This is a genomic window from Puia sp., from assembly GCF_035546395.1.
Lineage (GTDB): Bacteria > Bacteroidota > Bacteroidia > Chitinophagales > Chitinophagaceae > Puia.
This window is the reverse complement of the sequence record NZ_DASZXR010000019.1, coordinates 75,482-101,825: the sequence shown is the minus strand read 5'-3', so window position 1 is coordinate 101,825 and position 26,344 is coordinate 75,482. Positions and strand designations below refer to the sequence as shown.

The window sequence follows — 26,344 nt, the reverse complement described above, 5'->3', positions numbered from 1 at the left end:
AGAGGCCCATCTATGACAAGAAGGGAACGCTTTCAGTTCGTTCTGGATTATTTCAGTAAGCACAACCCGGACGCAGAGACAGAGCTTTTATACGATAGCCCCTACCAATTGCTGGTAGCGGTGATCCTTTCGGCACAATGCACGGACAAACGGGTCAACATGACCACTCCGGCTCTCTTCCAGCGCTACCCGGATCCCGCCACCCTGGCAAAGGCCAGCTTCGAGGAGTTGTTCCCCTACATCAAGAGTATTTCCTATCCCAACAACAAGACCAGGCATTTGATCGGCATGGCGCAGATGCTTATGGCGCAATTTAACGGCGAGGTTCCGCTCACGGTCGAAGAGCTCGTACAGTTGCCGGGCGTTGGGCGTAAGACCGCTAATGTCATTACTTCTGTTGTCGACAATCAGCCCAATATGGCAGTGGACACGCATGTCTTTCGCGTATCGGCGCGCATCGGGCTTACGGTAAATGCGAAGACGCCCCTGGCGGCGGAGAAGCAGTTGCTGGAATTCATTCCGCGCGAGATGGTTCATGTGGCGCATCATTGGTTGATCCTGCATGGGCGGTATGTTTGTGTTGCGCGGACGCCGAAGTGTGCGGAGTGCGGGTTGCAGCAGGCGTGTAAGTGGTTCAGCAAGCATTATCTTACGGCGGGCCGCTAGACGCCGCAACATTTCTTTCTCCGCTTCTTTTTCTTCACGGGCGGCGCGGGCTCTTTCGTCGATGCGTTGACGTCGACGCCCATCGCCTGATAGACGGTCTCCTGGATGCGGCCGCGGATGCTCAGGCTGGAAAGCCGGGGATTGTTCTCGATCGGGTTGACGCGATTGGACAAGAAGATAAAGATGAGGTTGTACTTGGGATCGACCCAAACGCAGGTGCCGGTGAAGCCGGTATGCCCGAAGGTTTCGGGCGACGCGGACAGACAGGGATAGGGCTCCTTGCGCGTTGCGTTGTCCTTCTCGGGTTTGTCGAAACCGAGGCCGCGGCGGCTGATGGCGCTGTGATAGGCGGTGAAGAACTGGATCGTCGACGGCTTCAGGAAGGTGATGCCGTTCATCTTGCCGCCGTTGAGCAGCATCTGCTCCAGCAGGGCCAGGTCATAGGCATCGCTGAAGAGGCCGGCATGGCCGGCGACGCCGCCATACATTGCCGAACCGGGGTCGTGGACGTCGCCGCGGATCAGCTGATGCCGGAAAATGGGCTCATCGGCCGTCGGGGCGATGCGGCCCAGGGAAAACCGCTCCCGCGGTTTGAAACCCGCGACGGTCATGCCGAGGGGATCGTAGAAGGTCTTCTTTACATATTGGTCGAGGGACATCCCCGAGATGGCTTCGACGATCTTTCCGAGAAAGATAAAATCATTGTCGCTGTAGATATACTTCCTTGGCAACAGCTTGCTTTGGACGATACGCAGGTTCATGGTGTCAAGCCAGTCGCTGCGCAGGAACATCTTATCCGCTACGCGTACGCTGTGCAGGCTGTCGGGGGCGGGCGTAAAGTACCCGGGAAATGGATTTTGCGCCGGGGTGCTGTCGACGATCTCCTTGTAGAAGACCACATCGGGAACCAGGCCTGCCTGGTGCAAGAGGATATCCCAGAGCCGGAGGGTGTCCTTGTCGCTGCCTCTTACCCAGGGCAGGTAATCGCCGAGGGTCTTCTGGACGTCGAGGCGGCCTTCGTCGTAGAGTTTCATCACCGCCATGGTTGTGGCGCAGATCTTTGTACAGGAAGCCATATCATAGATGGTCTCGGTATAGACGGGTTCGGCGCGATCGTAGCTCATATAGCCAAAGGCCTTTTCGTACGCGATCTTCCCATCCTTTGCCACGAGCACCACGCAGCCGGGGGCCGCGCGTTTTTCGATGGCTTCATTGGCGATGGCGTCGATGCGCTGCAGTCTTGCCGAATCGAATCCCAAGGTGGACGGCGACACGGCGGGTAGGAGGCGGACGGGTGCGATCCCGGCGCCGGCCTTCCATTCATCGCATACCGATACGGGCAGATGGCCATGTGCGACGAATTTCCCGTTGAGCAGATCGGCGGCAACGGCCTGCGTTACCGAGTCGTCCTCGTAACAGGCGACCAGTGTCCGTGCATCGCAGCTGTTCTTTATCGCATAGGGGTTGCCAAAGAAGAAGGTAACCGCCCTTTCTTTCTGCTGGAGCTCGTGAAGCAGCCAGGCGGCAGGCCGGCTGATGGCGAAGTTGTGAGCCGGAAAGCGTGCGTAATTGTGCATGCCGATCACGATGGCCTCGTAGCGGCCGCTTAGCAGCTCCAGCGCCGCGGCGGCTTTTGCGCTGTCGAGATCGTAGTCGAAGAAATAGACATGGGCGCTATAATCACTCCGCATCCGGCGGCTGAACGCGTTGTCTTCGGTCAGCCCCATCCCGATATAGGCGATCTTCTTCTCCTTTTTCTTCACGGCCGACAAACCGGTTCCTACCAGGTCCATCCCGGACCGCGCGTCGATCGCCTCCCTGCTGACGCGCAGGGGAAATACGTCCGCATCTTCGCGCAGGACGGTCAATGCATCCACCGCTACGTCGTGCCGTATATCGGCAATACCGGCATTGAGGTCGGCGGTGAGGTGCGCCTTGTTTACCGGCTGCCAGTCCGCCAGGCCGAGCTGGTATTTTGCCCGAAGCACCTTTTTGACCCGGGCGTTGATATCTTTCCAGCGGAGTTTTCTTTCTTTTATCGCCGCGTTGATCTTCTCCAATGCCTGGGCGACATCGCCGGGGAGGCAAAGCATGTCATTGCCGGCGATCAGCGATTGCACCGAGGCATCCCCTTCGGGGAAATATTTCGCCACCCCTTTCATTTCCAGCGCATCGGTAAAGCTGATTCCCTGGTAGTGCAGTTGCTTGCGGAGCAGCTTTGTGACGTTGTTATAAGAGAGCGAGGTGGCCCTGTTGGGTTCGTTGTCGATGGCGGGGATATAGAGGTGGGCGATCATTACACTGCCCACGCCGGCCTGGAACATTGCCCGGAAAGGGTATAGCTCCAGGGAGTCCAACTGCTTCTTGTCCTTGCCGATGACGGGCAGATCGAAATGAGAATCCACCGACACGTCGCCGTGGCCGGGGAAATGTTTGGCGCAGGCCATTACGTTTTCCGCCTGCAATCCCTTCATATATTGGATGCCATAATTCGCCACCTTGTATTTGTCTTCGCCGAAGGAGCGGTCATTGATGACGGGGTTGTCGGGATTGTTATTGATGTCCACCACGGGCGCATAGTTTACCTGGATGCCGATCCGCCGGCATTGCTGACCGACCAGCCGGCCATAGCGATAGATGAGCGCCGGGTCCCCTGTAGCGCCCAGCATCATCTGCCGGGGGAGACCTTCCACGCTGTCCATGCGCATGCCGAGCCCGTTCTCCGCGTCGATGCAGAAGAGGATGGGCGTACGCGCGACACTCTGATAGTGGTTGATATGATCGGCCTGGCTAAGGGGATCTCCCTGGAACATACAGATGCCGCCAACATTATACTTGCGCACGGCCTCGTCCAGCTGCTGGTCGTAGAATACCGGGCGATGAGTCGTGGCGTCGATGCCCGAGCCGCGGACGACCATCAGCTGCGCGAGCTTCTCGTCGGGGGAAAGGGTCTTGAATACGCTGTCGACCCAGGCATCGGCGGACAGTTTCGTTGTGGACTGCGAACGGCCGCAGATCATGGCCGCCATAAAGGGTAGCAGGAGGATGTATTTTCTCATATCTGAAGCGTAAATTGCACTTAAAATCAGGCTTGCAAGAAAGTAGAGCCGCTAAAATAAGATAGAATTGCCAGACATCATTCAATTATTGCCCGATAATATCGCCAACCAGATCGCAGCAGGGGAAGTGATCCAGCGGCCGTCCAGTGCCGTGAAGGAATTGTTGGAGAATGCGGTGGATGCCGACGCCACGGATATCCGCCTCTATGTGCAGGATGCGGGCAAGGCTTTGGTACAGGTGGTCGACAACGGCAAAGGGATGAGCGAGACCGATGCGCGGATGGCGTTCGAGCGGCACGCCACCTCCAAGATCCGGGTCATCGACGATCTTTTTCATATCAAGACGATGGGTTTCCGGGGCGAGGCCCTCGCATCGATCGCGGCGGTTGCCCAGGTAGAACTGAAGACCCGGCGATCGGAGGACGAAACGGGGACGGTCATCGACGTCGAAAACAGCCGGGTGGTGCGGCAGGAGCCAGCCGCGCTCGCCACCGGCACGAGCATCGCGATGAAGAATCTCTTTTTCAGCGTGCCCGCCCGCCGGAATTTTCTGAAGAGCAATCCCGTCGAGATGAGGCATATCGTCGATGAGTTCACCCGCGTCGCGCTGGCCTTTCCTTCCATTTTCTTTTCGCTCACCGGGAACGGTCACCAGCTGATGCATCTCGAGAAGGGAAGCCTGAAGCAGCGGGTAGTCCAGATATTGGGTAGCAGCTATACCTCGAAACTGGTATCCGTGCAGGAGAATACCGACTATTTGAACATTTACGGCTTCGTCGGCAAACCGGAAACGGCCAAGAAGACGAGAGGCGATCAATATTTCTTTGTCAACTGCCGGTTTATCCGCAGCGCCTACCTGCATCATGCGGTCAACAGCGCTTTTGCGGAAATGATCCCGCGCGAAAGCTTCCCGCTGTATGTTTTGTTCATCGATCTGGATCCGGCCCAGGTGGATATCAACGTTCATCCCACCAAGCAGGAGATCAAGTTCGAGGATGAGAAGATCGTCTATGCTTTTGTGCAGGCGGCGGTGAAACACGCGCTTGCCCAGTTCAGTATTACGCCGACGCTGGATTTCGATCTGGATCCGAATATACAGGGGCTGGATGCGGTGAGCAAGCCGTTGAGTGAGGAGAAGAAGGCGGCAGTTGCTTCATCCTCTTTATACCAGACTTTTACCCAAAAGAACCAGGCGCATTTTATCGAGCCGACCAATAGGAGTGAGCTGCGCCATTGGAAAGATTTTTATGAGGCGCCGGCAAAACCGGGGACACCCAGGGAAGAGCCCAAAGAAACTGTTGCGATCCCAGTCCCGGCGGCCGGCGCCAGTGGGGGCATCGGTGATTGGACCGGCGCTGCCACACCTGCGCGCATCATGCCGCTCGAGAACGCCCCGCTGCAACAGCTGCTCAGCACCTATATCGTCACTCCCACCAATCGCAGCTTCATCCTTGTTCATCAGCAGGCGGCCCATGAGCGGGTGCTATACGAGCGCTATAAAGCGGCCGCTGCCGGCCAGCAGATCCCCAGCCAGAAAAGCCTGTTCCCCGCATCCCTGACCCTTTCGCCCGCGGATTCGATCCTCCTTACGGAACTTTTGCCCGATCTACAGCAGCTGGGATATGCCATCGAACCCTTCGGGAAAGACAGCTTTGTCATCCAGGGAACACCCGCGGACACGGGGCAGGGTAATGAAACGGGTGCGCTGGAGCACCTGTTGGAACAGTACAAGAACTTTGTCAGCGAGATCCGATTCTCCAAACGTGAAAAGCTGATCCGCACGCTCGCCCGTCAGAACGCGGTGCGTCCCGGGACCGCGCTGACCGAAAAAGAAATGCGCGTGCTTGTGGACGATCTTTTCGCCTGTGCCCAGCACAATGTTACCCCCGGCGGCGATCCCACCTATATCGAGTTCAAGAAGGACTATGTGGAAAAGCTATTTGGCCGATACTAGCTTCTAGTAGGTATCGCGGATATGATGGATCCACTGCTCCATCTGCCGGCGGACGGTGACCCCGCTGCCGGTATAGTTGTTGATCAGGATGGAGAACAGCAGCAGACGATCCTTTTTTGTGATCAGGTACCCGCTAAGCGCAACGACGCCGGAAAGGCTGCCTGTCTTTGCGAAAATATAGCCGCTGTCGGTTTTATAATAAGACGACAGGGTCCCTTTACCGCCCGTCGGAAGGATGCCTTTCAGGCGGGCCAGGCCAAAGTCCTGGTTCATCTTGTTCAGTAGCCAGACGAAGTCCTGCGGGGTGAAGAGATCATTGCGGCTGAGGCCGCTGCCGTCCACCCAAAAAGGACGCTGCGGCAGTCCTTTCAGGTCGCTGTTCAGCAGGGTGTCGATGATCGTGCGGTCATTCATTTTTCCCAACCATTCATTTCCCACCATCAGCAGGGTCTGTTCGGCGAAGAAGTTGTCGCTGTTGTACATCATCGGGCGGAACAGGGAGTCGATGGGCCGGGAATGGATCACGCCAAGACCCGTGATGGATGCGACGGCGCCGGCGGGGTTGGCCCCGGGCCGGCCGAAGGGCGGCAGGGAATTCCGGATGCCGACGGCCCGGCCAACGGTATCTTTCAATAGCGCCGCCGCCGAGGCGACGCCTTGCGTTATAAAAGGAACGTCCTGCTCATGCACCCGACCTTTTCCTTCGGTGATGACGAAGACATTGTCATGAACGTCGCGATGGACTGAAAAGCCCTGATTGGAGGAATCGGGCGAGAACCGGACCCGCCAGTCGACCTCGGGGATGGAATAGAAGGAGCCGGAGTTGGTGTCCTGGGCCCAGCGGATGAGATTGCCATAGACCGGAAAGGCGCTGCGCTCGGGCATATAGTCGTCGTTATAATCATCCCAGGCCCATCCGCGGCCAAAGGGGCGGTCCTGCCAGTTGCCTTCGGTAAGATAGAGGTTTCGATGAGTGTTTTGGAGAAAACGGATCACCGGCTGGTCGGCAAAAGAAGGATGCAGCAGGGTGGGGTCACCGGAAGGTTGAATGAAGAGCGCGGTGTCTGTGATCATGTACCGCATACCCACCAGCGAATCGCCGAGGTGCTTCAACCCTGCGTACAGGGAGAACAATTTTGTATTGCTCGCGGGAATGAAATATTTATCGCCCTGCCAGTTGTAGAGATATTTTGACGTGCCCGGGTCGAAGAGGCAGAGGCCAACCTGTGCGGGCAGAAGACCGGGCTGCTGCAAGAGGTTCTCTTCAGTAAATTGCTGTAGTGGCTCTTTTGCGGTCTTTGCGGCGGCGGTGCTTGCTGCGCCCGTGCTTCCTGCGGTGGTTGTCGTGGCGGTACGGGATGTGGTGCAGGCCTGCCAGCTGCAGGCGGCGAACAGGAGGAACGTGATGGCGAATCTGTGGTTCATGGTATGCAATATAGGCAAAACGCGGGTTCTACCCCCTCTCCTGCGCCCGCAGCCAGCGTTCTGGGATCTCGTTGCTGCTGGCCAGCAGGTAATCCTGGTAGGAGCAGGCGATGTATTTGTTATCGGGCAGCTGCATCCACCAGCGCTGGGTCTTTTTGCTCTGAAGAAATGTGGTCTCTACTTCCGAAAAAGCCGTCCGGTATTCGATAAAGAAATCCCGGTCGGAAAGCGATGCTTCCCGCCGGCCGCGGCTCTTGCCGTCGATGAGATACCAAAGCATATGGCTGATCTGGCGTGCAGTCAGGCCGGCATGATCCCGGCCGGCCATGTATCCATAGATGCCGACGGTGTTGACGTTATGGCTCAGACCCGCGTACCGCATCAGGATGCAGGCTTCTTCCCCGTTGAAGCCGTTCGGGGAGAGCATATTGGCCGGTGCGAATGCGTGGGCGATGGCCGAGATATCGAAGGTGAACAGGTGGGAATTGCGGATCACCGGCTCCATTTCCTCGATATTATCCTTTACGCTGCCGAGGCGGAAGCAGTCGAATCGAAGCTTGTCCATCGTCTCGAGCATGTGCGGATGAACGTAGTAGCTCTGAAAGCCGATATGGTTGTAATGATGGATATAGTTGGGTTCGCCCGTCAGCATTTCCATGAGGAAATTCTCGCTCCGGTTGCGGGAGTGGATGTCCAGGTCGATCAGGGCGTCCACGCCCGTGGCTTCGATGATGTGCTTTTTGTCCGAATAGGTATAGTACTGACCCAGGGTGAGGTCATGGGAGCCGCCCAGGACCACGGCCGTCTTCCCGATCGCGGTGATCTCGCGCAATACGGTCTTCAGGGCGGCATAGGTATCGTTCAGCGTGGCGCCGGTGCGGATATTCCCGACATCCGCCAGCCGGATATCGGGATGCCAGTAGTACAGCTGGTAGAACTGTTCCCGGATGGTGTCGGGTCCGCCGGACTCCCGCTGATCGCGGCCGATGCCCCGTTGTTCTTCACAGCCGACGAGTACAAGATCGGCGTTATAAACGTCCGGGAAGGTCTCGTCGTAGACATCGATCAGCTTCCCGATCTGGCCGTCCCTATAACCCTGGTCCTGCGACAGTTGAGCCAGGCTTAGCGGTTCGAGGAAATCGCTGATATGGAGGTTGGGCGACATGAGTGACGTTTTGGGGGCAAGCTACATTAAAACATTAAATAAATTATCTTTGCGGCATGGAGCAATTGTTACAGCAGATCGAGCAATACAAGCAGGAGATCGCCGCCATCGTGCCGAACGGAGCGGACTCGCTGGAGGCTTACCGTATCCGGTTCCTGGGGACCAAGGGCATCGTGAAGAACCTGTTCACCGAGATGAAAAACGTCCCTGCCGACAAAAAGAAAGAGTTTGGCCAGATCCTCAATGAGTTCAAACAATTGGCCGAGTCCACCTACGAGAACTGGAAGAGCGGCATCGATTCGGGCGTAGCCGGTCCTGCTCATTCCATCGACCTCAGCCTTCCCGGTGACGCGCTGCCCCTGGGCACGCATCATCCGATCACGCTGGTGCGCAACCGCATCGTGCATATCTTTGGCCGTTTGGGGTTCTCTGTGGCGGAAGGCCCGGAGATCGAGGACGACTGGCATAATTTCACTGCCCTCAACCTTCCCGAGAACCATCCTGCGCGGGACATGCAGGACACATTCTACATCCACCAGAATCCCGACTGGCTGTTACGGACGCATACCAGCAGCGTCCAGGCCCGGGTGATGGAGCGGCAAAAGCCCCCGATCCGGATCATCTGCCCGGGACGGGTCTACCGGAATGAAACGATCAGCGCCCGCGCCCACTGCTTCTTTCATCAGACCGAGGGTCTTTATGTGGATGAGAATGTCTCTTTTGCCGATCTGAAGCAAACCTTGTACTTCTTCGTCCAGGAGCTGTTCGGCAAGGACGTGCGCATCCGTTTCAGGCCTTCTTATTTTCCCTTCACGGAGCCCAGCGCCGAGATGGACATCAACTGCCGCATCTGCGGCGGAGTCGGCTGTTCCGTTTGCAAGCACACCGGCTGGGTGGAGATCCTCGGAAGCGGAATGGTCCATCCGAAAATGCTCGACAATTTCGGAATCGACAGCAGCAAATACACCGGTTTTGCGTTTGGCATGGGTATCGAACGCATTTGCCAGCTGCTCTACCGGGTCAACGATCTGCGCCTCTATTCGCAGAATGATGTCCGATTCCTGAAACAGTTTACGGGGGCGGTTTAGCCGATGCCTACGGCAAGTAAAATCAATCTATGATCAAAAAAATCGGCGTTTGCGGGGCGGGCACCATGGGCAGCGGGATTGCGCAGGTCGCTGCGATGGGGGGGTTCCAAACCCTATTATTCGACGTCGATCCGGGAATGGTACAAAAGGGGCAGGCGGCGATCGAAAAGAGCCTGCAGGCGCTTGTGGAAAAGCAGAAGCTGAGCGCCGAAGAGCAGGCCGCTATCCTTCGGCGGATCTCGGCGATCCACCGGATCGAAGATTGTGTGGCCGACCTGATCATCGAGGCGATCGTCGAACAGCCCGAAGCCAAGAGCCAGCTATTCCACCGGCTGGCGGCGCAGAACTCCGGCGAGACGATCCTTGCGTCCAATACTTCTTCCTTATCGCTGGACGCGCTGGCTGCGACGATCTCCGGGCCGGAGCGGTTTATCGGCATGCACTTCTTCAATCCAGCGCCGCTGATGCGGCTGGTGGAGATCATCAATACGAAACGTACGACGGCAGCAACGACGCAAACAGCATTGGCCGTGGCCCGGCAGATGGGGAAGACGCCGGTGATCTGCAAAGACTCCCCGGGGTTTATCGTCAATCATGTCGCCCGTCCCTATTATCTCGAGGCTATGCGTCTCGTGGAAGCGGGAATCGGCGATTTTGAGACGATCGATTCGCTGATGGAGGCAACGGGCTTCCGGATGGGCCCCTTCCGGCTGATGGACCTTATCGGCAACGACATCAACTATGCCGTCAGTTGTTCCGTCTTCGAAGCTATGGGCAAGCCGCTCCGGCTGCGCCCTTCTCCGTTGCAAGAGGAAAAGGTTCAGAACGGCGAGCTGGGCAGAAAGACCCGTAAAGGATATTACCGGTATGCATAATCAAAAAGATAAGGGTCGGGTATTGGTCACCGGTGGGACGGGATTCCTCGGCGCCTATATTATCCGGGAGTTGGTCGCGGGGGGATGGGCCGTACGGGCTATTCGACGCGCCAACACACAGCCGGCCTTTATCCCTGCGACGGTGTGGGAAAACGTGGAATGGGTCAATGGCGATGTGCTCGATCCCGTCGGGCTGGAAGAAGCCATGGAAGGGGTGGATGCGGTCGTTCATTCAGCGGCGAAGCTTTCTTTTTCCCGGGGTGACCGCCGGGAGATGGTTCACACGAATATCGAGGGCACGGCCAATGTCGTCAATATGGCGCTTGAACAGAACATCCGGCGGCTGGTGCATGTCAGCTCGGTAGCGGCATTGGGCCGGACGGGCAATGGGGAGACGGTGAACGAAAAGAAGTCGTGGGAAGAAAGCAAATGGAATACGCGGTATGCCGCCAGCAAATTCCGCGGCGAGATAGAGGTCTGGCGGGGTATCGGCGAAGGACTTCCCGCCGTTATTGTCAATCCCAGCACCATACTGGGCTTTGGCGACTGGAACCATTCCAGCTGTACGCTTTTTCGCAGCGCATGGCAGGAATTCCCCTGGTATACCGAGGGTGTAAACGGATTCGTCGACGTCAGGGATGTGGCGTGCGCGATCGTTGCGCTGCTGGATTGCGATGTTGTCGGGGAGCGCTATATTCTCAATGGGGACAACTGGAGCTTTCGCAGGTTGTTTGAGACCATGGCATCGGCCTTTGGAAAGAGGCCGCCCTCCCGGGAAGCGACCCCACTGCTGGCAGGTATCGCCTGGCGGCGGGAAAGCCTGAAGAGTCTCTTTTCGGGCAGGCCCTCCATCCTTACCCGGGAAAGCGCGCGAATAGCGCAGAGCCTGACCTATTTCGACAACAGTAAGATCCTCGCTGCGCTACCCGAATTTCAATTTACCCCCCTCGAAAGGACGATAAAGCTGGCATGTGCCGATTATTTGAGCTATCTTAACGGCACAAAACAATATCCATGAAGACGGCATTGACGCTCGTTCTCTTCACTTTTACACTCTCCCTTACCGCTATTTCCCAGGAAAAGACCTTCCCCATCGACGGGATCGTGCTCGACAAATCCGGTCAGCCACTGGTCGGCGCATCGGTGTTTTGTCAGAATACAACGGTTGGAACGCTTTCAAAGAGCGACGGAAGTTTCCATCTTCGTCTTGCCAATGGGGGATATGACCTCGTCATCTCCTACACCGGTTACGAGACGCAGGTGATGCGTATCGGCAAGGATCATAAGGCCGACGATACCTTGCGGGTGCAGTTAAAAGAGCTGGATAAGAGCCTGGAGCAGGCAGTGGTTACCGGTAGCGCCGAAGTTGCCGACGGTTGGGAAAAATATGGGCAGTTCTTTTTTGACAATTTTATCGGGACCACGCCCAATGCGGCTCAGTGCACCCTGGACAATAAGGAAGTGCTTAAGTTCTATTTTTATAAAAAACGGAATAAGCTGCGGGTGAAGGCCACCGAACCGCTGACAGTGACCAACAATGCCCTTGGTTACCGGATCAGGTACCAGCTGGACTCCTTCGTCTATGATTACACCGGCAATGTCGGGAGCTATACGGGATATCCCCTTTTCGAAAACCTGGACGGCAGTCCCGATCAGCAGCAGACCTGGAAGCAAAACAGGCTCTTCTCTTATTCCGGCTCGCGTTTGCATTTTATCCGCAGCTGGTATGACAGCACGTTGAACGACGAAGGATTCATCCTCGAGCTGGCCGATAGCGGGAGCAATAGGATGCGGCGGGTGGAGGATCCCTATGACCCGAAATTGTATTCCAGGGACAGTGGAGATGTTGAGATCAATATCCAGGGCAGGCTACGGATCAGCTATACCAGCCAGGCGCCCGATAAAAAATACCTTACGCTGAATAAATACCCGTTGACTACGGCGGCCCAGATCTCGGCGCTGGACATTGCCAATGGCTTTGTTATCGAGGAAAATGGGTACTTCTATGACCAGGGGGACGTGAGTAACCTGGGGTATTGGGCATGGAAGAAGCTGGCGGAATTGCTGCCATATGATTACCTGCCGGAGTGAGACCGCCGGTTGGGCGGTCAGCCCATAACTTTTTTCCACAACTCGGGAATGCGCTTTATCCACACCAGTTCTCTTTTTTTCAGGCTTGCATCTTCTGCCGGATAGCCAAAATAGGTCTTTCCGCCTTCAAGGGAAGCGGGCACCCCGCTTTGTGCAAGTACGACGGCATTGTCTCCGATCGTCAGGGTCTTGCTTACGCCGACCTGTCCCCAGAGAATAACCCCGTTGCCGATCTCCACCGCACCCGCAATGCCGACCTGGGCGGCGAAGAGGCAGTTTTTACCGGTGACCGTATCGTGCCCGATATGGATCATATTGTCCAGCTTCGATCCGTCGCCGATGACCGTATCGTGGCTTACCCCCCGGTCGATGGTACATCCCGCCCCGATCTCCACGAAGTCCCCGATGACGACCCGACCGCAGCTTTCCATCTTCCGGTACCAGATCTCCCGATCTTTTTTCCCGTTATAGTAAAAAGCGTCGGAGCCGATGACCGCGCCGGCCTGGATGATCACATTGTCCCCGACAACGCAGTGGTCGAGGATGGTGACATTGGGGTGGATGATACAGTCGTTGCCGATGGTCGTATGATGACCGATAAAGACGCCGGGGGCGATATAGGTATTCTTTCCGATGACGGCGGTGTCGCTGATCATCTTCGTCGCGGGTTCGAAAGGCCGGAAGTGGCGGACAATCTTCAAGTAGGCGTCGAAGGGTTTTTCGACTACGAGCAAAGCCTTGCCGGGCGGGACTTCCACGGGTGTATTGATGATGATGTAAGTGGCGGCGCTGCGGATGCAGGTATCGTAGTATTTGGGGTGATCGACGAAAACCAGGTCGCCTTTTTCCACTTTGTGGATCTCGTTGATGCCGGTGGCCTGACCATTTTTATCGCCGATGATCCCGGCGCCCAGGAACTCAGCCAGCCATTGAATGGATACGGGAGATGGGAATTGCATGGTAAAGAATTTGTGTGCAAAGGTAGCGCGGAATTTGTGTAAGGCTGTTGGGAAATCGCGCAAAGCCCGGTTGAGGAGGTGTTCGAGCGTGACCATTTTCCACAGGTCAAAAAAAAATGTGAATAAAATTTATGGGAAAATTTTTTTAGATAGAAAAAATTATTTTTAATATTGTGTAGGGAAATTTATTTCCCGGTACTTACTAACCCATCCATATATTGAAAGCCCGGTTTCGCACCGGGCTTTTTCTTTTGGTGAGTCGGGTCTGACAAAAACAGCCCTGAGATGGAAAAACAGCCAGGCACAGCAATAAAAACTATCTTTTCGAATCGCTGAAACGTGCACCGGTACTACGTTATATACAAACCCTTCCAGGTTCTCTCGCAATTTACATCGGCCGAAGGCAAGGTGACATTAAAGGATTTCTTTCCCGTTCCTGCGGATTGTTATCCCGTGGGCCGGCTGGATTTTGACAGTGAAGGGCTGCTTATCCTGACCAATGACGCTGCGCTGAACAACCGGTTATTGAACCCCCGGTTTGCGCACGACCGGGAATATTGGGTGCAGGTGGAGGGTGCGATCACGTCTGCGGCCCTCCACCAGCTGAGGACCGGTGTGACGATCGCCGTCGACGGCAGATCCTATCGAACGCTTCCGGCGGTCGCCAGCGTGTTCGAGACCCCGCCGCCGGTGCCCGACCGGAATCCACCCATCCGGTTTCGCGCCTCGATCCCGACGACATGGATTCGATTGGTGCTCCGGGAAGGGAAGAACAGACAGGTGCGTAAGATGACGGCTCAGACAGGATTTCCCACGCTTCGGTTGATCCGTTACCGGATCGAAAGGCTCGATCTGGATGGACTGTCGCCGGGAGAAATGCGACAGATGACCCGGCTTGAGCTGTATTCCTTGTTGTTTGCCGAAAGGAATCAGTAACTTGAGACCCAAACGGGCCGGTGGCCCGTCGGCCAAAATAAAAAAGGAATCATATGCTCAAATCGATGACCGGCTTCGGTCGTGCAGAACAGGCGGTAGGAGACAAGACTTTCCAGGTAGATGTAAAATCCCTGAATGGAAAACAGTTCGAGCTGCAATTGAAATTACCCGGGTTTTTGAAACCCTTCGAATTCTCCATCCGCAAGCTGCTTTCGGAGAAGCTGGGCCGGGGGTCGCTGGACTGCACCATCAGCCTTAAGCAAACCGGGAATGCCAAGCCGGTCAGCATCAATACCGACCTCGCCAAGGCCTATTACCGGGCTCTTGCCGATCTTTCCAACGAGCTGAAGCTCGACCCTTCCAATATCCTCAGCACCCTCGTCAAGCTGCCGGAGGTGATCACGCCAACGAGCGATACCCTTACCGATGAAGAATGGCAGCAATTCGAGAAGGTGATCCTGCTGGCCATCGACGACCTCAACGCGCATCGCCTGAATGAAGGCGCCTCGCTGGAGGACGATCTTCAGCTGCGGATCAGCAATATCCTTCGCCACCAGGATGAGATCGTCAAGCTCGAGCCGCTGCGCCAGACAAAGATCAAGGATGGGTTGAAAAAGTTGCTGGAGGAGCATGTCGGCAAGGAAAATTACGATCCGAACCGGCTGGAACAGGAACTGATCTATTACATCGAAAAGATCGATATCAGCGAGGAGCAGGTGAGATTAAAGAACCATTGCGACTATTTCCGGGCCATTCTGCAGGAGTCCGACGAGAGCAAGGGGAAGAAACTGTCCTTTATCCTGCAGGAGATAGGCCGGGAGATCAATACGACGGGTTCCAAGGCCTATGATTCGACGATCCAGCAGTGCGTGGTGTTGATGAAGGATGAGCTGGAAAAGGCAAAAGAACAGGTTTTGAATGTATTATAGTATTATAATGATCCTATTTTTGCTTCGATGAAGAACCGCTTTGTATCCCTGCTCGTTGTATTTTCTGTTTTCTGGACGGCCTGTACGCGGCCCGACGGCATGTATGAAAAGGATATTGCCCTTCCCGGCCAGCAATGGGCCAGTTCTTTCCATCCTGCCTTCAACTTTACCATCAGCGAGCAGGATACCGCTTATCGCTATAATGTGTATATCGTGATCCGGCATACCGACGCCTACAACTACAATAACATCTGGATCAGGGGTTCCATCCGGCAGCCGGGGGATTCCGTCGTCCGGACAGACCGCTACGACCTGTTGCTGGCCACCAACGATAAAGGTTGGCTGGGCACGGGGATGGAAGACGTCTATGAGCAGCGGGTGTTGATCCAGCAATCGACAAAATTCAGCCGGCCGGGGGAATATGCGCTTACCCTGGAGCAGGTGATGCGGGAAGACCCGCTGAAGCATGTCCTGAACATCGGGGTGCGCGTCGAGCGGGTGCCGTAGCCGCTCCTATGGCTCAAACTGGCGAAATGAGCGAAATTCGCTTTTGGAAAAATAGCGAATTTCGCTTCAACGGCTAAAGTCTGTCCTTCGGACGAAAAGGCTTCCAGCCTTTTAAATATGTTCAAAAAGAAACGCCTTGCGGTGGCCATCACCGTGTTCTGGATCCTCCTGATCTATATCATCACCGGGCTGGCCTGGTGGTTCATCGCCTTGCAGGACGCCAACCGCGAGATCACCGCCCATCAGCTGGAACAGCTGAAGCCGGATGATGCCCAATATGCGCTTCGCCGGCAGGCAATCCTTTCGGAAGAAAAAAAGAAGACGGCCCGCAATATCGGGGAAGGAAGCACCTACCTGGGGCTGATCCTGCTCGGCGCCATCTTCGTTTACCGGGAGGTGCGCCGGACGATACGATTGCAATTGCAGCAGCAGAATTTTATGATGGCGGTCACGCACGAGCTGAAAACCCCGATCGCGGTCACGAAGCTCAACCTGGAAACGATGCTCAAGCACAGACTGGACGAAACCAGGCAACAAAAGATGATCCAGGCGGCTTTGCAGGAGACGAACCGCCTCGACACCCTGGCTACGAATATCCTGGTCGCCTCGCAGCTGGAGGGAGAATATGTACAGTCAAAGGAATCCCTCGATCTTTCCGCGATCGTCAGCCATTCAATGCAGGATTTCCGGCACCGGTTCCCGGAGCGCCATTGGGAGCAGCGGATAGAACCCGAAGTCGTGATCCTCGGCGATGCGCTGTTGCTGCAGCTGCTGATCAACAACCTGATCGAGAACGCACTAAAATATTCCCCGAAAGAGGGCGTGGTAACCGTGAGCCTGGAGCGGCGGGGCCGTTCGATATCGCTGGCCGTTGCCGACCAGGGGCAGGGCATTCCCGACGACGAGAAAAAGAAGATCTTCGACAAGTTCTACCGCACCGGGCAGGAGGCCACGCGCCGGACCAAGGGGACGGGCCTGGGGCTGTATCTCTGCCGGAAGATAGCGGAGGACCATGATGCGACCCTGAAAGTCGCCGATAATTCGCCGGTTGGAAGTATTTTTACGGTTATATTTTAGCGTATACCATGAGCTCAAAAATTTCCATCCTGCTGGTGGAGGACGAGGAGAATCTCCACGAAGCCCTGAAGCTGAATCTCGAGCTGGAAGGGTACGAGATCACGTCGGCCTTTGACGGCCAACAGGCCCTGAAGGCCATCCAGTCGGAGTATTTCGACCTGATCATCCTCGACGTCATGCTGCCCGGCGTCGACGGCATCGGCGTCACTGAGACCGTCCGGGTGCAGAACAACGATGTCCCCATCCTGATCCTCAGCGCGAAGAACGCCAGCGCCGACCGGGTGCTGGGGTTGAAGAAGGGAGCGGACGACTATCTTACCAAGCCTTTCAATCTCGAAGAGCTGCTGCTGCGCATCCAAAAACTGATCGAGAAGAACAAGAAGATGCAGGAGAAAGGGGATTTCATCGGCGACGTTTACAACTTTGGAAAGAATATCATCGACTTCAAGGCGCAGGAGGCCACGACAAAGGACGGCGAGCGGATCCAGCTCAGTAAGAAGGAGGCGATGTTGTTAAAGCTGTTGATCGAAAATAAGAACGAGGTGGTGACGAGGGAGAAGATATTGCAGGCGGTATGGGGATACAATGTGTATCCGACGACGCGGACCATCGATAACTTTGTGTTGAACTTCCGGAAATATTTTGAGGACGACAGCCGGCATCCGAAGTATTTTCATTCGGTGCGGGGGGTTGGATACAAGTATACGGAGTAACCTTAGGCCAGTCGTTCGAGCACGCGCTCCGTCTGCCGAAGCAGCTGTTCCATATTGAAGCGGTCATAGGCCGGCGTGTACAGGTTCATTTCACATTCATTGAGGATATTCTCCAGCGAGAGCAGGGCAGTTTCGTCCCAGCCGCGTTGGCGCAGGCGCCGGGTCGTATTGGATTTATTCAACTCGCTGGCCGGCAGCTCGAGCTTTCTGCCTATCGCCTTCCAGATGGCTCGGTTGACCTCGCGATAGAAGGCCTTTGAATCCCCATTCTCAAAAAATTGTCTGGCCTCGGACAGCGGATCGGCAACCGGGGTCTCCGGAACATAGGCGCCCGAAGGGAAAGCGGCCATTGCCTGCCGGTCCCTTGCGTCGGGCTGTTGCGCCGGGGTTGCAGGCCGATCCGGCAACTGCGGGGCATTTGTCCGGTTGGTGGTAATGGGGGTTTGGGGCAGTGCATCCGGCCTGGGCTGTGCTGCGGTCGTTTCGGCTTTTGCCAGCTTGCCGGCCTTGCGAAGGCGGTTGTTCTGACGCCAGAACCAGGCCGTGACCCCCGCCACGAGCAGTGCGGCGAATATCCATTCCAGGTGGTCGCTTACGTAGTTGCCGAAGCTGCCGGAGGCCGATGGCTCTGTCTGCACAAGACCAGGAGCCGGTGAAGGGGTTCCCTTTCTGACCGTAGGAGAAACCTGCAGGTCCAGGGGCTTTGATTCGGCGGTTTTATAGGTTTGTGCGGCCGGATCGAAGTAGGAGAAATTGACGGCAGGGATGGTAAAATGGCCTGCCGCCCTGGGAGTAAAGACAAAGTCGAAGGACTTGGTTCCCGTCATCGGCGATACCGTCTTGTTCACGTCTTCTTTTGAGGTTGGGTCAAAGGCCCTGATGCTATCCGGCCAGGCGATCGGTGGCGCGGCAAAGACCGGGAGGTTCCCCTTACCCTTTACCACGACATGCAGGGTATTCTCATCCTGTGTGGAGATGGTATTGCTGGCCAGGGAGGCCTCTACGGAGAAATCGCCGACGGCCCCGCTGAAGCCAGCGGGTTTGTTCTCCTCGGGCAACGGCTTGACGGTAATGGTGACGGGCTTTGTATCGAGGGTTACATTTTCGTCCACTTCGGGACCCAGGTTGGCCTCGTCGGTCATCTGATCCAGCAGATCGCGCAGGGAATTACCACTGCGACGGGTCTCGCGGTATCCGGAACCCTTTACAAAGTGAACGGTGTTCTCGACCTCCACCGGGTCCAGGTCAATGGATCCTGCCTGAAGGGGGATCAATTGGGTCTTGCGGATGATATGCACGGTGAAGTCCTTTCCATTCAGCCGTTCGACGGACACGGGGTCGGAACTGGGGTCCACCATATCATATACGCTGAATCCATTGAGGGAAGGCCGTTTGGTCACGCGGGATTCCGAGCTGAGCCGGGAATACAATTTATAAGTCGCAACGATGGGCTCGCCGACATAGCAGGTGTTCTTATCTACCTGGACTTTTACAAAAAGGTTCTTGCGGATCTTTTCCTTTACATTCTCGCCGGGGCGCAGCACATAGTCTTTCTCTACTTCGCCGGGTTCGCGGCCGAAAGGATCGGGCATGGATGGCTGAAAGAAAGGATTGCTGAATGGAGTGTTGCCGCCGGATGGGGGTTGTGCGCCTTTGGAAGCCGATCCCCCGTTGCCGGGATGGACGGTGATGACTACGGTATTGCTTTGCATGCGCTTGCCGTCAACTGTAGCCGATGCGCCGCCGATGGTGAATTTTCCGGGCTTTTCCGGTTCGAGGACGAAGGAGAGTCCCTTGTATTGGGACATGTTACCGTTTACGATACTCATACCGCTGGACTGGATCGGTCCCTGGGCGATGCGGAATCCGCGGAAATCGGGCGGCGTCATATCGTCGATCTGTTTTGCATTCTCGACGACGAACTCCACCTGCAGGTATTCTCCTTTGCTGATGTCCTGACTACTGACGACGGTGGAAAATTTCACCTGGCCGGAGGCATAGAGTCCCGGGAGTGCGGTTATCAGCAGGAAGAACGATAAGCGTAGAATATGTCCGATAACGGGTGAATTTATTGAGCTGGCGACTTTCATAGCGCCTTACAAATATAAGTCGCGTAAGGGTTAAAAGTCAGTTAAATCCCTGTCAGAGGTCACCTGCCTGCGGGCGCATCAGGATCTCTTCCACGGTGGCCTGCGGCGAAAGCCGGCTGGCCGAGAACACCATTTCGGCCACATCGGCCGCGGTCATAAAGCGTTGGGGATCTATGCCACTCGCGGCCCAGGAGTCGGTATAGGCCGCGCCGGGATATATGGCCGTGACCTTGATCCCATAGGGCTTCATCTCTTCCCGCAGGTTGGCGGAGAATCCCGCCAGCGCATACTTGGTAATGCTGTAGGCCCCGCCGTTGGGATAGGCCTTTATCGAAGCAACCGAGCCAATGTTGAAGATATGCCCGCTACGGCGGGCGATCATCGCCGGCAGCAGGCGCCGGGTCAGATGATATGCACTATAAAGATTGACGGCCATCAACGTCTCCAGCGCGCCTTCCGGTTCATTGTGCACGCTCCCGGGGATGAACTGACCTGCGTTGTTGATCAGGACATCCGCGCTCACCCCGGCCTCCCCTATCCAATGGGCAAAGGCCTCTACCTGTGCCTTTTCGCCGATGTCGGCGGGGTAGTGATGTACGGTACTGGCGGGATAGCGCGCTGAGAGCTCCGCCGCGGCGGCGGCCAGCTTCGCTTTGTCGCGGGAAGTGAGGTAGAGATCATAGCCTGCTGCGGCGAAGCGTTCCGCCATTGCCCTTCCCAGGCCTCTCGATGCGCCGGTGATGATACAGTTCATATTTGTGTAAATTGCGGCTGGTATGCAATATAAACACCTTTTCTTCGACCTTGACCATACGCTCTGGGATTTTGAGGCCAACAGCCGGCAGACCCTGCAGCAACTCTATCATTCCCTTGGCCTTGCCGACAGGGGAGTAACGAATTTCGACCTCTTTCACAAGCAATATATCGTTCATAACGACAAATTATGGGACCGCTATCGCAATGGCTTTATCAAAGTCGATGAGCTGCGCTGGAAACGCATGTGGCTGACCCTGCTGGATTTTAAGATCGGCGACGAACCACTTGCCCGCCAGATGGGCGAGGAATTCCTCGATGCCCTGCCCACCCGCAATATCCTGTTCCCCTATACGATCGAGATCCTCACCTATCTCCGGGGTAAAGGTTATCGGCTGCATTTGATCACCAACGGGTTTCAAAAGACACAGCATAGCAAGCTGGAAAATTCGGGGCTGACCGGATTTTTTGGGGAGGTGATCACCTCCGAGGGCTCCAACAGCCTGAAGCCTCACAAGGAGATCTTCGAATATGCTTTCCGGGTGACGGGAGCGGAGCCGGAGGAAAGCATAATGCTTGGGGATAGTATCGAAGCGGATATCCAGGGGGCCATCAACGCGGGGATCGACCAGGTCTATATCAATCACCTGGGCGTCGAGCCGGCAATAAAGCCGACCTATACGGTTTCGTCCTTAAAAGAATTGGAGACTATCTTTTAGCTCTTCTTGCCGCAGACCTTTCCGGGACAGGATTTCGGCATCGGCTTCTTCGTGGCTGCCGTGGAGTCCTTCTTTGCCTTCTGAGCGCCCTTGCCGGTCTGCGCAAAAGCGGCGCCGGAAAACAAAAAGGCGGTTATCGCAAGCAGGAGTAAATTCTTCTTCATATCCGCAATTTAGGCAATCATTTCCATTTCGCCAATACGGTCACCCCGCCCTGCACTACCTGGTTGAGCTTCACTTCGACCGGTGTTCCCGGGGGTAGCAGGACATCCACCCGCGAACCGAATTTGATAAAACCCATTTCCGCGCTCTGTTCCACCTTTTGACCGACATGGAGGTAGTTGACGATGCGGCGCGCCAGGGCGCCCGCGATCTGTTTAACCAATAGTTCGCCCTGTGGATGGCGGATGACGACGCTGTGCCGTTCGTTCTCAGTGGATGATTTTGGATGCCAGGCTACGAGGTATTTGCCCCGGTGATACTGATTGTAGACCACTTCGCCGGCCGTGGGATTGCGATTCTGGTGTACGTTGGCGGGGCTCATGAAAATGGAGATCTGCAGTCTTTTATCCTTGAAATATTCTTCGTCCACGACCTCTTCGATGACAACCACCTTTCCGTCGGCGGGGCAGATGATCAGGTTGTCTCCCTTTGTCAGTTTGCGTCCCGGAACCCGGAAAAAGGAGATCAGGAAAAGGAGCAAGCCGAGGGTCAGGAGGAAGATGAGGGCGCTGAGCCAGGCGGCGTGAGCGCTGATGAAATAGAATGAGATGAGATTGATGACGGCAAAGGCCAGGGCGCCGATGGCGATGGACTTATAACCTTCCCGATGTATTGTCATTGTATGCGTTGATCGTCAAAAATAAGCAATTTGTTGATTACGATTACCCAATCACCCACGCCAGATAGCACCAGGCGAACGGCGTGGCCACGAGCAGGGAATCGAAACGATCCAGGAAGCCGCCGTGACCGGGCATGATGCTCCCGCTGTCCTTGATGCCCGCCATCCGTTTCATTTTACTTTCCAGCAGATCGCCGAGCGTGCCGGTGACGGCGCAGATAGCGGCGACGGCCATCCAGTGGCCGGCAGAGAACGGATTCGCATCGGGCCCGATCCAGGCGCCGATACCGCCCATGACCCCGATGGCCAGCAGGATACCGCCGATGGTCCCCTCCCAGGTCTTTTTCGGGGATATCGCCGACAGCGGTGTTCTGCCGATGAGCGAACCGACGATATAGGCCATGGTGTCGTTGATCCAGATGGAGCCGATGATCATCAGTACGGGAATGCGATCGGTAAAGGGCAGGGGGCTGCCGTAGAATTTCGTCCGCAGCCAGGTGAGCAGGGCCAGCGGCAGCGAGATGTACAACAGGCCCAGGGCGCTACGGCCGATGTTCTTTATGCTCGCCGTCCGGTACTGGATGATCTCTCCCGCCACCAGCAGGCAAAGGAATCCGAAACAGCCCCACCAGCCGATCGTTCGCAGGGCGATCCCGGCCAGGTGGAGATTGCCATTTACCAGGTAGAGCATGAAACACCAGCCGGCGATCATCACGCTATACCGGTGAAGGGCGGACGCGCCGGAGTATTCCTTGTCGATCAGGACCATGATCTTCCGGTATTCGACCCAGCAGCCGAAATGAATAATGCTGAAGAGGATGAGGAAGCTCCAGGGGTTCCAGAGGAGCCCTGCCAGCATGACCACCACGAATACGGCGGCTGTCAGGCTACGGGTTTTGAATATGGTGGGATTTAGTGCCATAGATTGATTTGCCGGAAATGCGCGTTCCGAAAATAACGCATTTCCGGCAAACGGCTAATGTCGGTCCTTCGGACGAGAGGCCTCCGGCCTCCTAAGCAGGATCCGAATTTGAAGATTGTCTCCGCATGACGCCAAGCAACACTCCAACGAAGGCTGCGCTTACCAGTACGCTATAGACCGGGATCGAAGGATTTGCATCGTTCATTGTCGCGGGTATGTAGTTCAACAGTACAACCTGTATCCCATTGAACAGGGCATGGGCCAGGATGGCGGTCCAGAGACTGCCGCTGTACCAGTAGGCGGCCCCCAGCAGGACACCGAGAAAAAACCTCGGTAAAAAGCCGAGAAACTCGAAATGCATGAATGAAAAGATTGCGGCGCCGATACAGATACCAAACCAGGGTTTGTTCGTCACCTGGATCAATAGCCGTTGTACGACTCCCCGGAAGAACATCTCCTCAAAGATACCCGGAATGACGGCGACGACCAACAGGTCGAACAGCAGTTCGAAGCCGTTCTTTGCCGTCAACAGGGTTTTCAACTGTCGCTCGGCGGCCTCTTCCGCCCGGATCGCCCAGGCCGGCAGCGGGATCAGCCGATTCAGGATGCCTAGCCAGATCTCGAAAGGAAAGGCCAGCAACAGCAGCAGAACGGCCAGAAAATAAAAGCTCGGCCGAACGGCGGGGCGTAAGCCCAGCTGCAAACCGGGGTGCCGGGGATTGCTGACACGGGCGTAGATCAAGGCCGGCAAGCCGAAAATGACGATGGTGTCCATCACCTGCAACAGTTTGGCGGCTGTTGGGGATGCCGATTTGGGCAGGGCGCCGCCGATGAATGCCATTACGAACATCGCCAGAAAAGCGATCCCGATCATTCTGAACAAAAGCCCTAAGGGCCCCCAGGGGGAGTGATTCTTAACGTTATCCGTCATAGTTGCAGGTCCCACGATAAGTGCGTAAATTTGCACCCCAATCATGGTAAACATCGGCAAGATACAAATTTCGGCTTTCCCGCTCCTTCTGGCACCCATGGAAGACGTGAGCGACCCGCCATTCCGGTATGTGTGCAAGCATAACGGCGCCGATGTGATGTACAGTGAGTTTATTTCCAGCGAGGGGTTGATCCGGGACGCGATGAAGAGCCGGCAGAAGCTCGACTTCTTCGAATACGAGCGGCCCTTCGGTATCCAGATCTTCGGCGGTGACGAGGAGGCCATGGCCATGAGCGCCCGGATCGTCGATACCGTCCAGCCCGACTTCGTGGATATCAATTTCGGTTGCCCGGTGAAAAAGGTGGTGTGCAAAGGCGCGGGGGCGGCCGTATTGAAAGATGTTCCCGCAATGACGCGGCTCACCGCCGCCGTTGTCAGGGGCACGAGCCTCCCGGTGACCGTCAAGACCCGCCTGGGTTGGGATGACGCCTCCAAGAACATCGAAGAGGTGGCCGAACGCCTGCAGGACGCCGGCATCCAGGCGCTGACCATCCATGGCCGTACCAGGGCCCAATTGTACAAGGGAGAGGCAGACTGGACGCTGATCGCAAAAGTGAAAGAGAATCCCCGCATCCATATCCCCATCTTCGGCAACGGCGATATCGACTCTCCCGAAAAGGCGCGGCTCTACCGGGACCGCTACGGCGTGGATGGATTGATGATCGGCCGCGCGGCCATCGGTTATCCGTGGATCTTCAATGAGATCAAACATTTCCTGCAGACCGGCGAACATTTGCCCCCGCCGACGATCGAACAGCGGATCGGGGCTATCCGGGATCATTTGTTGCGTTCGGTAGAGTGGAAGGGGCCGGTCGTTGGCATCCTCGAAATGCGGCGGCACTATACGAACTACCTCAAGGGCTTTCCGCATATCAAGGAATACCGCAACCAGCTGGTGCAGAAAAAGACGGTCGAAGAGATCGAGGAGGTGTTGCAGCAGGTGCAGCTGCGGTATTCGGGTTTTGTTCCGGAACGGATGACTGTTGGGTTCTCGCAGGGGCAGCTAGAAGATTGTGCTTACTGAGCTTGATGGATCCCCTGATTCCTGCACCGACTGCTTCGCAGTCTGGTAGGGCCTATAGAACTTCGTCGACGCTGCTTCGCCACGCGTCTCCTCGTTCGGGCCCATCGCTTACGCTCGTGCCTCCATTCGGACGCCGGCGCTGTGCGCCGTCCCGGCCTTAGCGAATAAACCGTTTAAACCATTTCATTTTCCCTTTAAAAGGCGGGTATTTTATCGATGGGTCGATCATCGTCGGCGTTTTCATCACGGCCTTCGCATGGGTGAACCGCTCGAAGGAATATTTTCCATGATAGGCGCCGATGCCGCTTTGCCCGATGCCGCCGAAAGGCAGATGGAGGTTGGCAAAATGCCAGTCGGTATTGTTGATGCAGCCGCCGCCGAAGCGCAATCCTTCGATCCAGGTGCGTTGAAGGGAGGTATCGGCCGTAAAAAGATAAAAAGCCAGTGGGTCGGGGTATTTTCGGACAAAGGCGAGGGCTTCTTCGGTCGTCGAATAGGTGAATACCGGTAACAGGGGGCCGAAGATCTCTTCCTGCATGATCGCGGCATTTGGATCGACATCGGTCAGCAGCGTTGGGGCGAGATATCTTTTCTCGCGGTCGGCGCCACCGCCTTCGGCAACTTTGCCGTCCTTTAGGAAATTGACGAGTGTATCGAAGCGCTTTTCGCTGATGATCTTTCCATAGTCATAGCTGTCGGCGGGTTCGGGTCCATAGAATTCCCTTATGGTCTCGCGCAGGTGCTGTAACAAGCGGTCTTTGACGGCGGCGTGGACGAGGAGATAGTCGGGTGCGATGCAGGTCTGGCCGGCGTTGAGGAATTTCCCGATGACGATCCGTCGCGCCGCCACGCGCAGGTTGGCATCTTTTTCTACGATAACGGGGCTTTTCCCCCCCAGCTCGAGCGTCACGGGGATCAGCTGTTCCGCCGCGAGACGGTAGATGGCCCGACCGACGGGATTGCTGCCGGTGAAGAAAATATGATCGAACCGGAATTTCCGGATCAGCGCAGGGACGATCTCCGCGCCATCGCCCAGGACGACCGTGACCACTTCGGGTGGGAAAATGCGGGTGAGGAGTCGTTCGACTATTGCGGCGGTAGCGGGCGCCCATTCGGACGGCTTGAGGACGACGGTGTTGCCAGCGGCCAGCGCCGCCGCCAGAGGGATGAGGGAGAGTTGGAAAGGATAATTCCAGGGGGCGATGATCAAGACGACACCCAGTGGATCCCGGTAGACCCGCGAGGCGGCGGGAATGTTGACAAGGTTGGTCCCTGCTTTTTGGGGTCGCATCCATTTTGCGAGATGCTTCAGGGCATGGCGGATCTCGGCCAGCGTCAGCCCCGTCTCCGTCGCATAGGCCTCTTCGGGGCTTTTTTTGAGATCGGCGTACAGAGCGGCGTGGATCGCCGCCTCTTCTTCACGAATGGCCTGTTGCAGAAGCAGTAGTTGCTGCTGCCGCCATCCGAAGGAGCGTGTCGCTCCGGATTGAAAGAACCGGCGGAGCGGTTCGGGATCGATGGAAACGGCGGGGCCATTCATAGGACCAATTTCCCGATTTT

24 protein-coding genes are annotated in these 26,344 nt (G+C 56.2%); 13 read left to right on the top strand and 11 right to left on the bottom strand.

Annotated elements, in window-relative coordinates; all coding sequences use genetic code 11:
- Positions 1-12 precede the first annotated feature (12 nt).
- Positions 13-666, top strand: a complete 654-nt coding sequence (nth, locus tag VHE34_RS26705; protein ID WP_325593731.1) for an endonuclease III — start codon at positions 13-15, stop codon at positions 664-666.
- Here the strand turns inward: nth and VHE34_RS26700 are convergent.
- Positions 663-3,725, bottom strand: coding sequence for a glycoside hydrolase family 3 N-terminal domain-containing protein (locus VHE34_RS26700; protein WP_325593729.1), 3,063 nt, complete (start codon positions 3,723-3,725; stop codon positions 663-665). The genes nth and VHE34_RS26700 overlap by 4 nt on opposite strands.
- Positions 3,726-3,792: 67 nt before the next feature.
- Between VHE34_RS26700 and mutL the strand changes: the two genes are divergently transcribed.
- Complete coding sequence (gene mutL, locus VHE34_RS26695) at positions 3,793-5,679, top strand: DNA mismatch repair endonuclease MutL (RefSeq protein ID WP_325593727.1); 1,887 nt, start codon at positions 3,793-3,795, stop codon at positions 5,677-5,679.
- A 3-nt stretch (positions 5,680-5,682) separates the two neighbouring features.
- On the opposite strand, the gene VHE34_RS26690 is transcribed toward mutL, so the two are convergent.
- Positions 5,683-7,104, bottom strand: a complete 1,422-nt coding sequence (locus VHE34_RS26690) for a D-alanyl-D-alanine carboxypeptidase/D-alanyl-D-alanine-endopeptidase (RefSeq protein WP_325593725.1) — start codon at positions 7,102-7,104, stop codon at positions 5,683-5,685.
- 28 nt (positions 7,105-7,132) lie between these two features.
- Entirely contained in the window at positions 7,133-8,269 is a 1,137-nt protein-coding gene (locus VHE34_RS26685) for a formimidoylglutamase (RefSeq protein ID WP_325593723.1), read from the bottom strand.
- Positions 8,270-8,325: 56 nt separating this feature from the next.
- Here VHE34_RS26685 and pheS point away from each other — a divergent pair, with 56 nt between their 5' ends.
- From pheS to VHE34_RS26665, 4 genes are read left to right on the top strand one after another with little or no spacing between them, the layout of a single operon-like run.
- On the top strand, positions 8,326-9,357 hold the full coding sequence (gene pheS, locus VHE34_RS26680) for a phenylalanine--tRNA ligase subunit alpha (RefSeq protein WP_325593721.1): 1,032 nt from the start codon (positions 8,326-8,328) through the stop codon (positions 9,355-9,357).
- A gap of 29 nt (positions 9,358-9,386) precedes the next feature.
- Positions 9,387-10,232 (top strand): 3-hydroxyacyl-CoA dehydrogenase NAD-binding domain-containing protein, encoded by an 846-nt coding sequence (locus VHE34_RS26675; protein ID WP_325593719.1) that lies wholly within the window; start codon positions 9,387-9,389, stop codon positions 10,230-10,232.
- Positions 10,225-11,250, top strand: a complete 1,026-nt coding sequence (locus VHE34_RS26670) for an NAD-dependent epimerase/dehydratase family protein (protein ID WP_325593717.1) — start codon at positions 10,225-10,227, stop codon at positions 11,248-11,250. Before VHE34_RS26675 ends, VHE34_RS26670 begins: the two co-directional genes overlap by 8 nt.
- Positions 11,247-12,323 carry a carboxypeptidase-like regulatory domain-containing protein gene (locus VHE34_RS26665; RefSeq protein ID WP_325593714.1) on the top strand — a complete coding sequence of 359 codons (1,077 nt, stop codon included), beginning with the start codon at positions 11,247-11,249 and terminating at the stop codon, positions 12,321-12,323. The genes VHE34_RS26670 and VHE34_RS26665 overlap by 4 nt, the downstream gene beginning before the upstream one ends.
- 17 nt (positions 12,324-12,340) lie before the next feature.
- Here the strand turns inward: VHE34_RS26665 and VHE34_RS26660 are convergent, their stop codons facing one another.
- A complete protein-coding gene (locus VHE34_RS26660; protein WP_325593712.1) occupies positions 12,341-13,282 on the bottom strand; it encodes a UDP-3-O-(3-hydroxymyristoyl)glucosamine N-acyltransferase in 942 nt (313 codons plus the stop codon).
- 339 nt (positions 13,283-13,621) lie between these two features.
- On the opposite strand from VHE34_RS26660, the gene VHE34_RS26655 reads away from it, so the two are divergent.
- From VHE34_RS26655 to VHE34_RS26635, 5 genes are all read left to right on the top strand, one after another.
- Positions 13,622-14,218: a pseudouridine synthase gene (locus VHE34_RS26655; protein ID WP_325593710.1), complete on the top strand. Its 597-nt coding sequence runs from the start codon at positions 13,622-13,624 to the stop codon at positions 14,216-14,218.
- Between the two features lie 53 nt (positions 14,219-14,271).
- Entirely contained in the window at positions 14,272-15,147 is an 876-nt protein-coding gene (locus tag VHE34_RS26650) for a YicC/YloC family endoribonuclease (RefSeq protein ID WP_325593708.1), read from the top strand.
- Between the two features lie 27 nt (positions 15,148-15,174).
- Positions 15,175-15,654 (top strand): gliding motility lipoprotein GldH, encoded by a 480-nt coding sequence (locus tag VHE34_RS26645; protein WP_325593706.1) that lies wholly within the window; start codon positions 15,175-15,177, stop codon positions 15,652-15,654.
- 117 nt (positions 15,655-15,771) lie between these two features.
- Positions 15,772-16,731 carry a sensor histidine kinase gene (locus tag VHE34_RS26640; RefSeq protein ID WP_325593704.1) on the top strand — a complete coding sequence of 320 codons (960 nt, stop codon included), beginning with the start codon at positions 15,772-15,774 and terminating at the stop codon, positions 16,729-16,731.
- An 8-nt stretch (positions 16,732-16,739) separates the two neighbouring features.
- The gene (locus VHE34_RS26635; protein ID WP_325593702.1) at positions 16,740-17,444 is read left to right on the top strand and encodes a response regulator transcription factor; all 705 of its coding nucleotides are present in this window, start codon (positions 16,740-16,742) and stop codon (positions 17,442-17,444) included.
- Positions 17,445-17,446: 2 nt separating this feature from the next.
- On the opposite strand, the gene VHE34_RS26630 is transcribed toward VHE34_RS26635, so the two are convergent.
- Both VHE34_RS26630 and VHE34_RS26625 read right to left on the bottom strand, forming a co-directional pair.
- Entirely contained in the window at positions 17,447-19,534 is a 2,088-nt protein-coding gene (locus VHE34_RS26630) for a BatD family protein (RefSeq protein WP_325593700.1), read from the bottom strand.
- Positions 19,535-19,586: 52 nt separating this feature from the next.
- Positions 19,587-20,288 (bottom strand): SDR family oxidoreductase, encoded by a 702-nt coding sequence (locus VHE34_RS26625; RefSeq protein ID WP_325593698.1) that lies wholly within the window; start codon positions 20,286-20,288, stop codon positions 19,587-19,589.
- Between the two features lie 22 nt (positions 20,289-20,310).
- Here VHE34_RS26625 and VHE34_RS26620 point away from each other — a divergent pair, with 22 nt between their 5' ends.
- Complete coding sequence (locus VHE34_RS26620; RefSeq protein WP_325593696.1) at positions 20,311-21,006, top strand: YjjG family noncanonical pyrimidine nucleotidase; 696 nt, start codon at positions 20,311-20,313, stop codon at positions 21,004-21,006.
- Here VHE34_RS26620 and VHE34_RS26615 read toward each other — a convergent pair.
- From VHE34_RS26615 to VHE34_RS26600, 4 genes are all read right to left on the bottom strand, one after another.
- Positions 21,003-21,170 (bottom strand): hypothetical protein, encoded by a 168-nt coding sequence (locus tag VHE34_RS26615; protein WP_325593694.1) that lies wholly within the window; start codon positions 21,168-21,170, stop codon positions 21,003-21,005. The two genes, VHE34_RS26620 and VHE34_RS26615, sit on opposite strands and share 4 nt — an antisense overlap.
- 17 nt (positions 21,171-21,187) lie before the next feature.
- A complete protein-coding gene (locus tag VHE34_RS26610; RefSeq protein WP_325593692.1) occupies positions 21,188-21,847 on the bottom strand; it encodes a phosphatidylserine decarboxylase family protein in 660 nt (219 codons plus the stop codon).
- 43 nt (positions 21,848-21,890) lie between these two features.
- Positions 21,891-22,769: a phosphatidate cytidylyltransferase gene (locus tag VHE34_RS26605; RefSeq protein ID WP_325593690.1), complete on the bottom strand. Its 879-nt coding sequence runs from the start codon at positions 22,767-22,769 to the stop codon at positions 21,891-21,893.
- Between the two features lie 91 nt (positions 22,770-22,860).
- Positions 22,861-23,715: a CPBP family intramembrane glutamic endopeptidase gene (locus VHE34_RS26600; protein ID WP_325593689.1), complete on the bottom strand. Its 855-nt coding sequence runs from the start codon at positions 23,713-23,715 to the stop codon at positions 22,861-22,863.
- A gap of 28 nt (positions 23,716-23,743) precedes the next feature.
- On the opposite strand from VHE34_RS26600, the gene dusB reads away from it, so the two are divergent.
- The gene (dusB, locus tag VHE34_RS26595) at positions 23,744-24,784 is read left to right on the top strand and encodes a tRNA dihydrouridine synthase DusB (protein ID WP_325593687.1); all 1,041 of its coding nucleotides are present in this window, start codon (positions 23,744-23,746) and stop codon (positions 24,782-24,784) included.
- A 157-nt stretch (positions 24,785-24,941) separates the two neighbouring features.
- Here the strand turns inward: dusB and VHE34_RS26590 are convergent, their stop codons facing one another.
- Entirely contained in the window at positions 24,942-26,324 is a 1,383-nt protein-coding gene (locus VHE34_RS26590; RefSeq protein WP_325593685.1) for an aldehyde dehydrogenase family protein, read from the bottom strand.
- Positions 26,325-26,344: the final 20 nt, after the last annotated feature.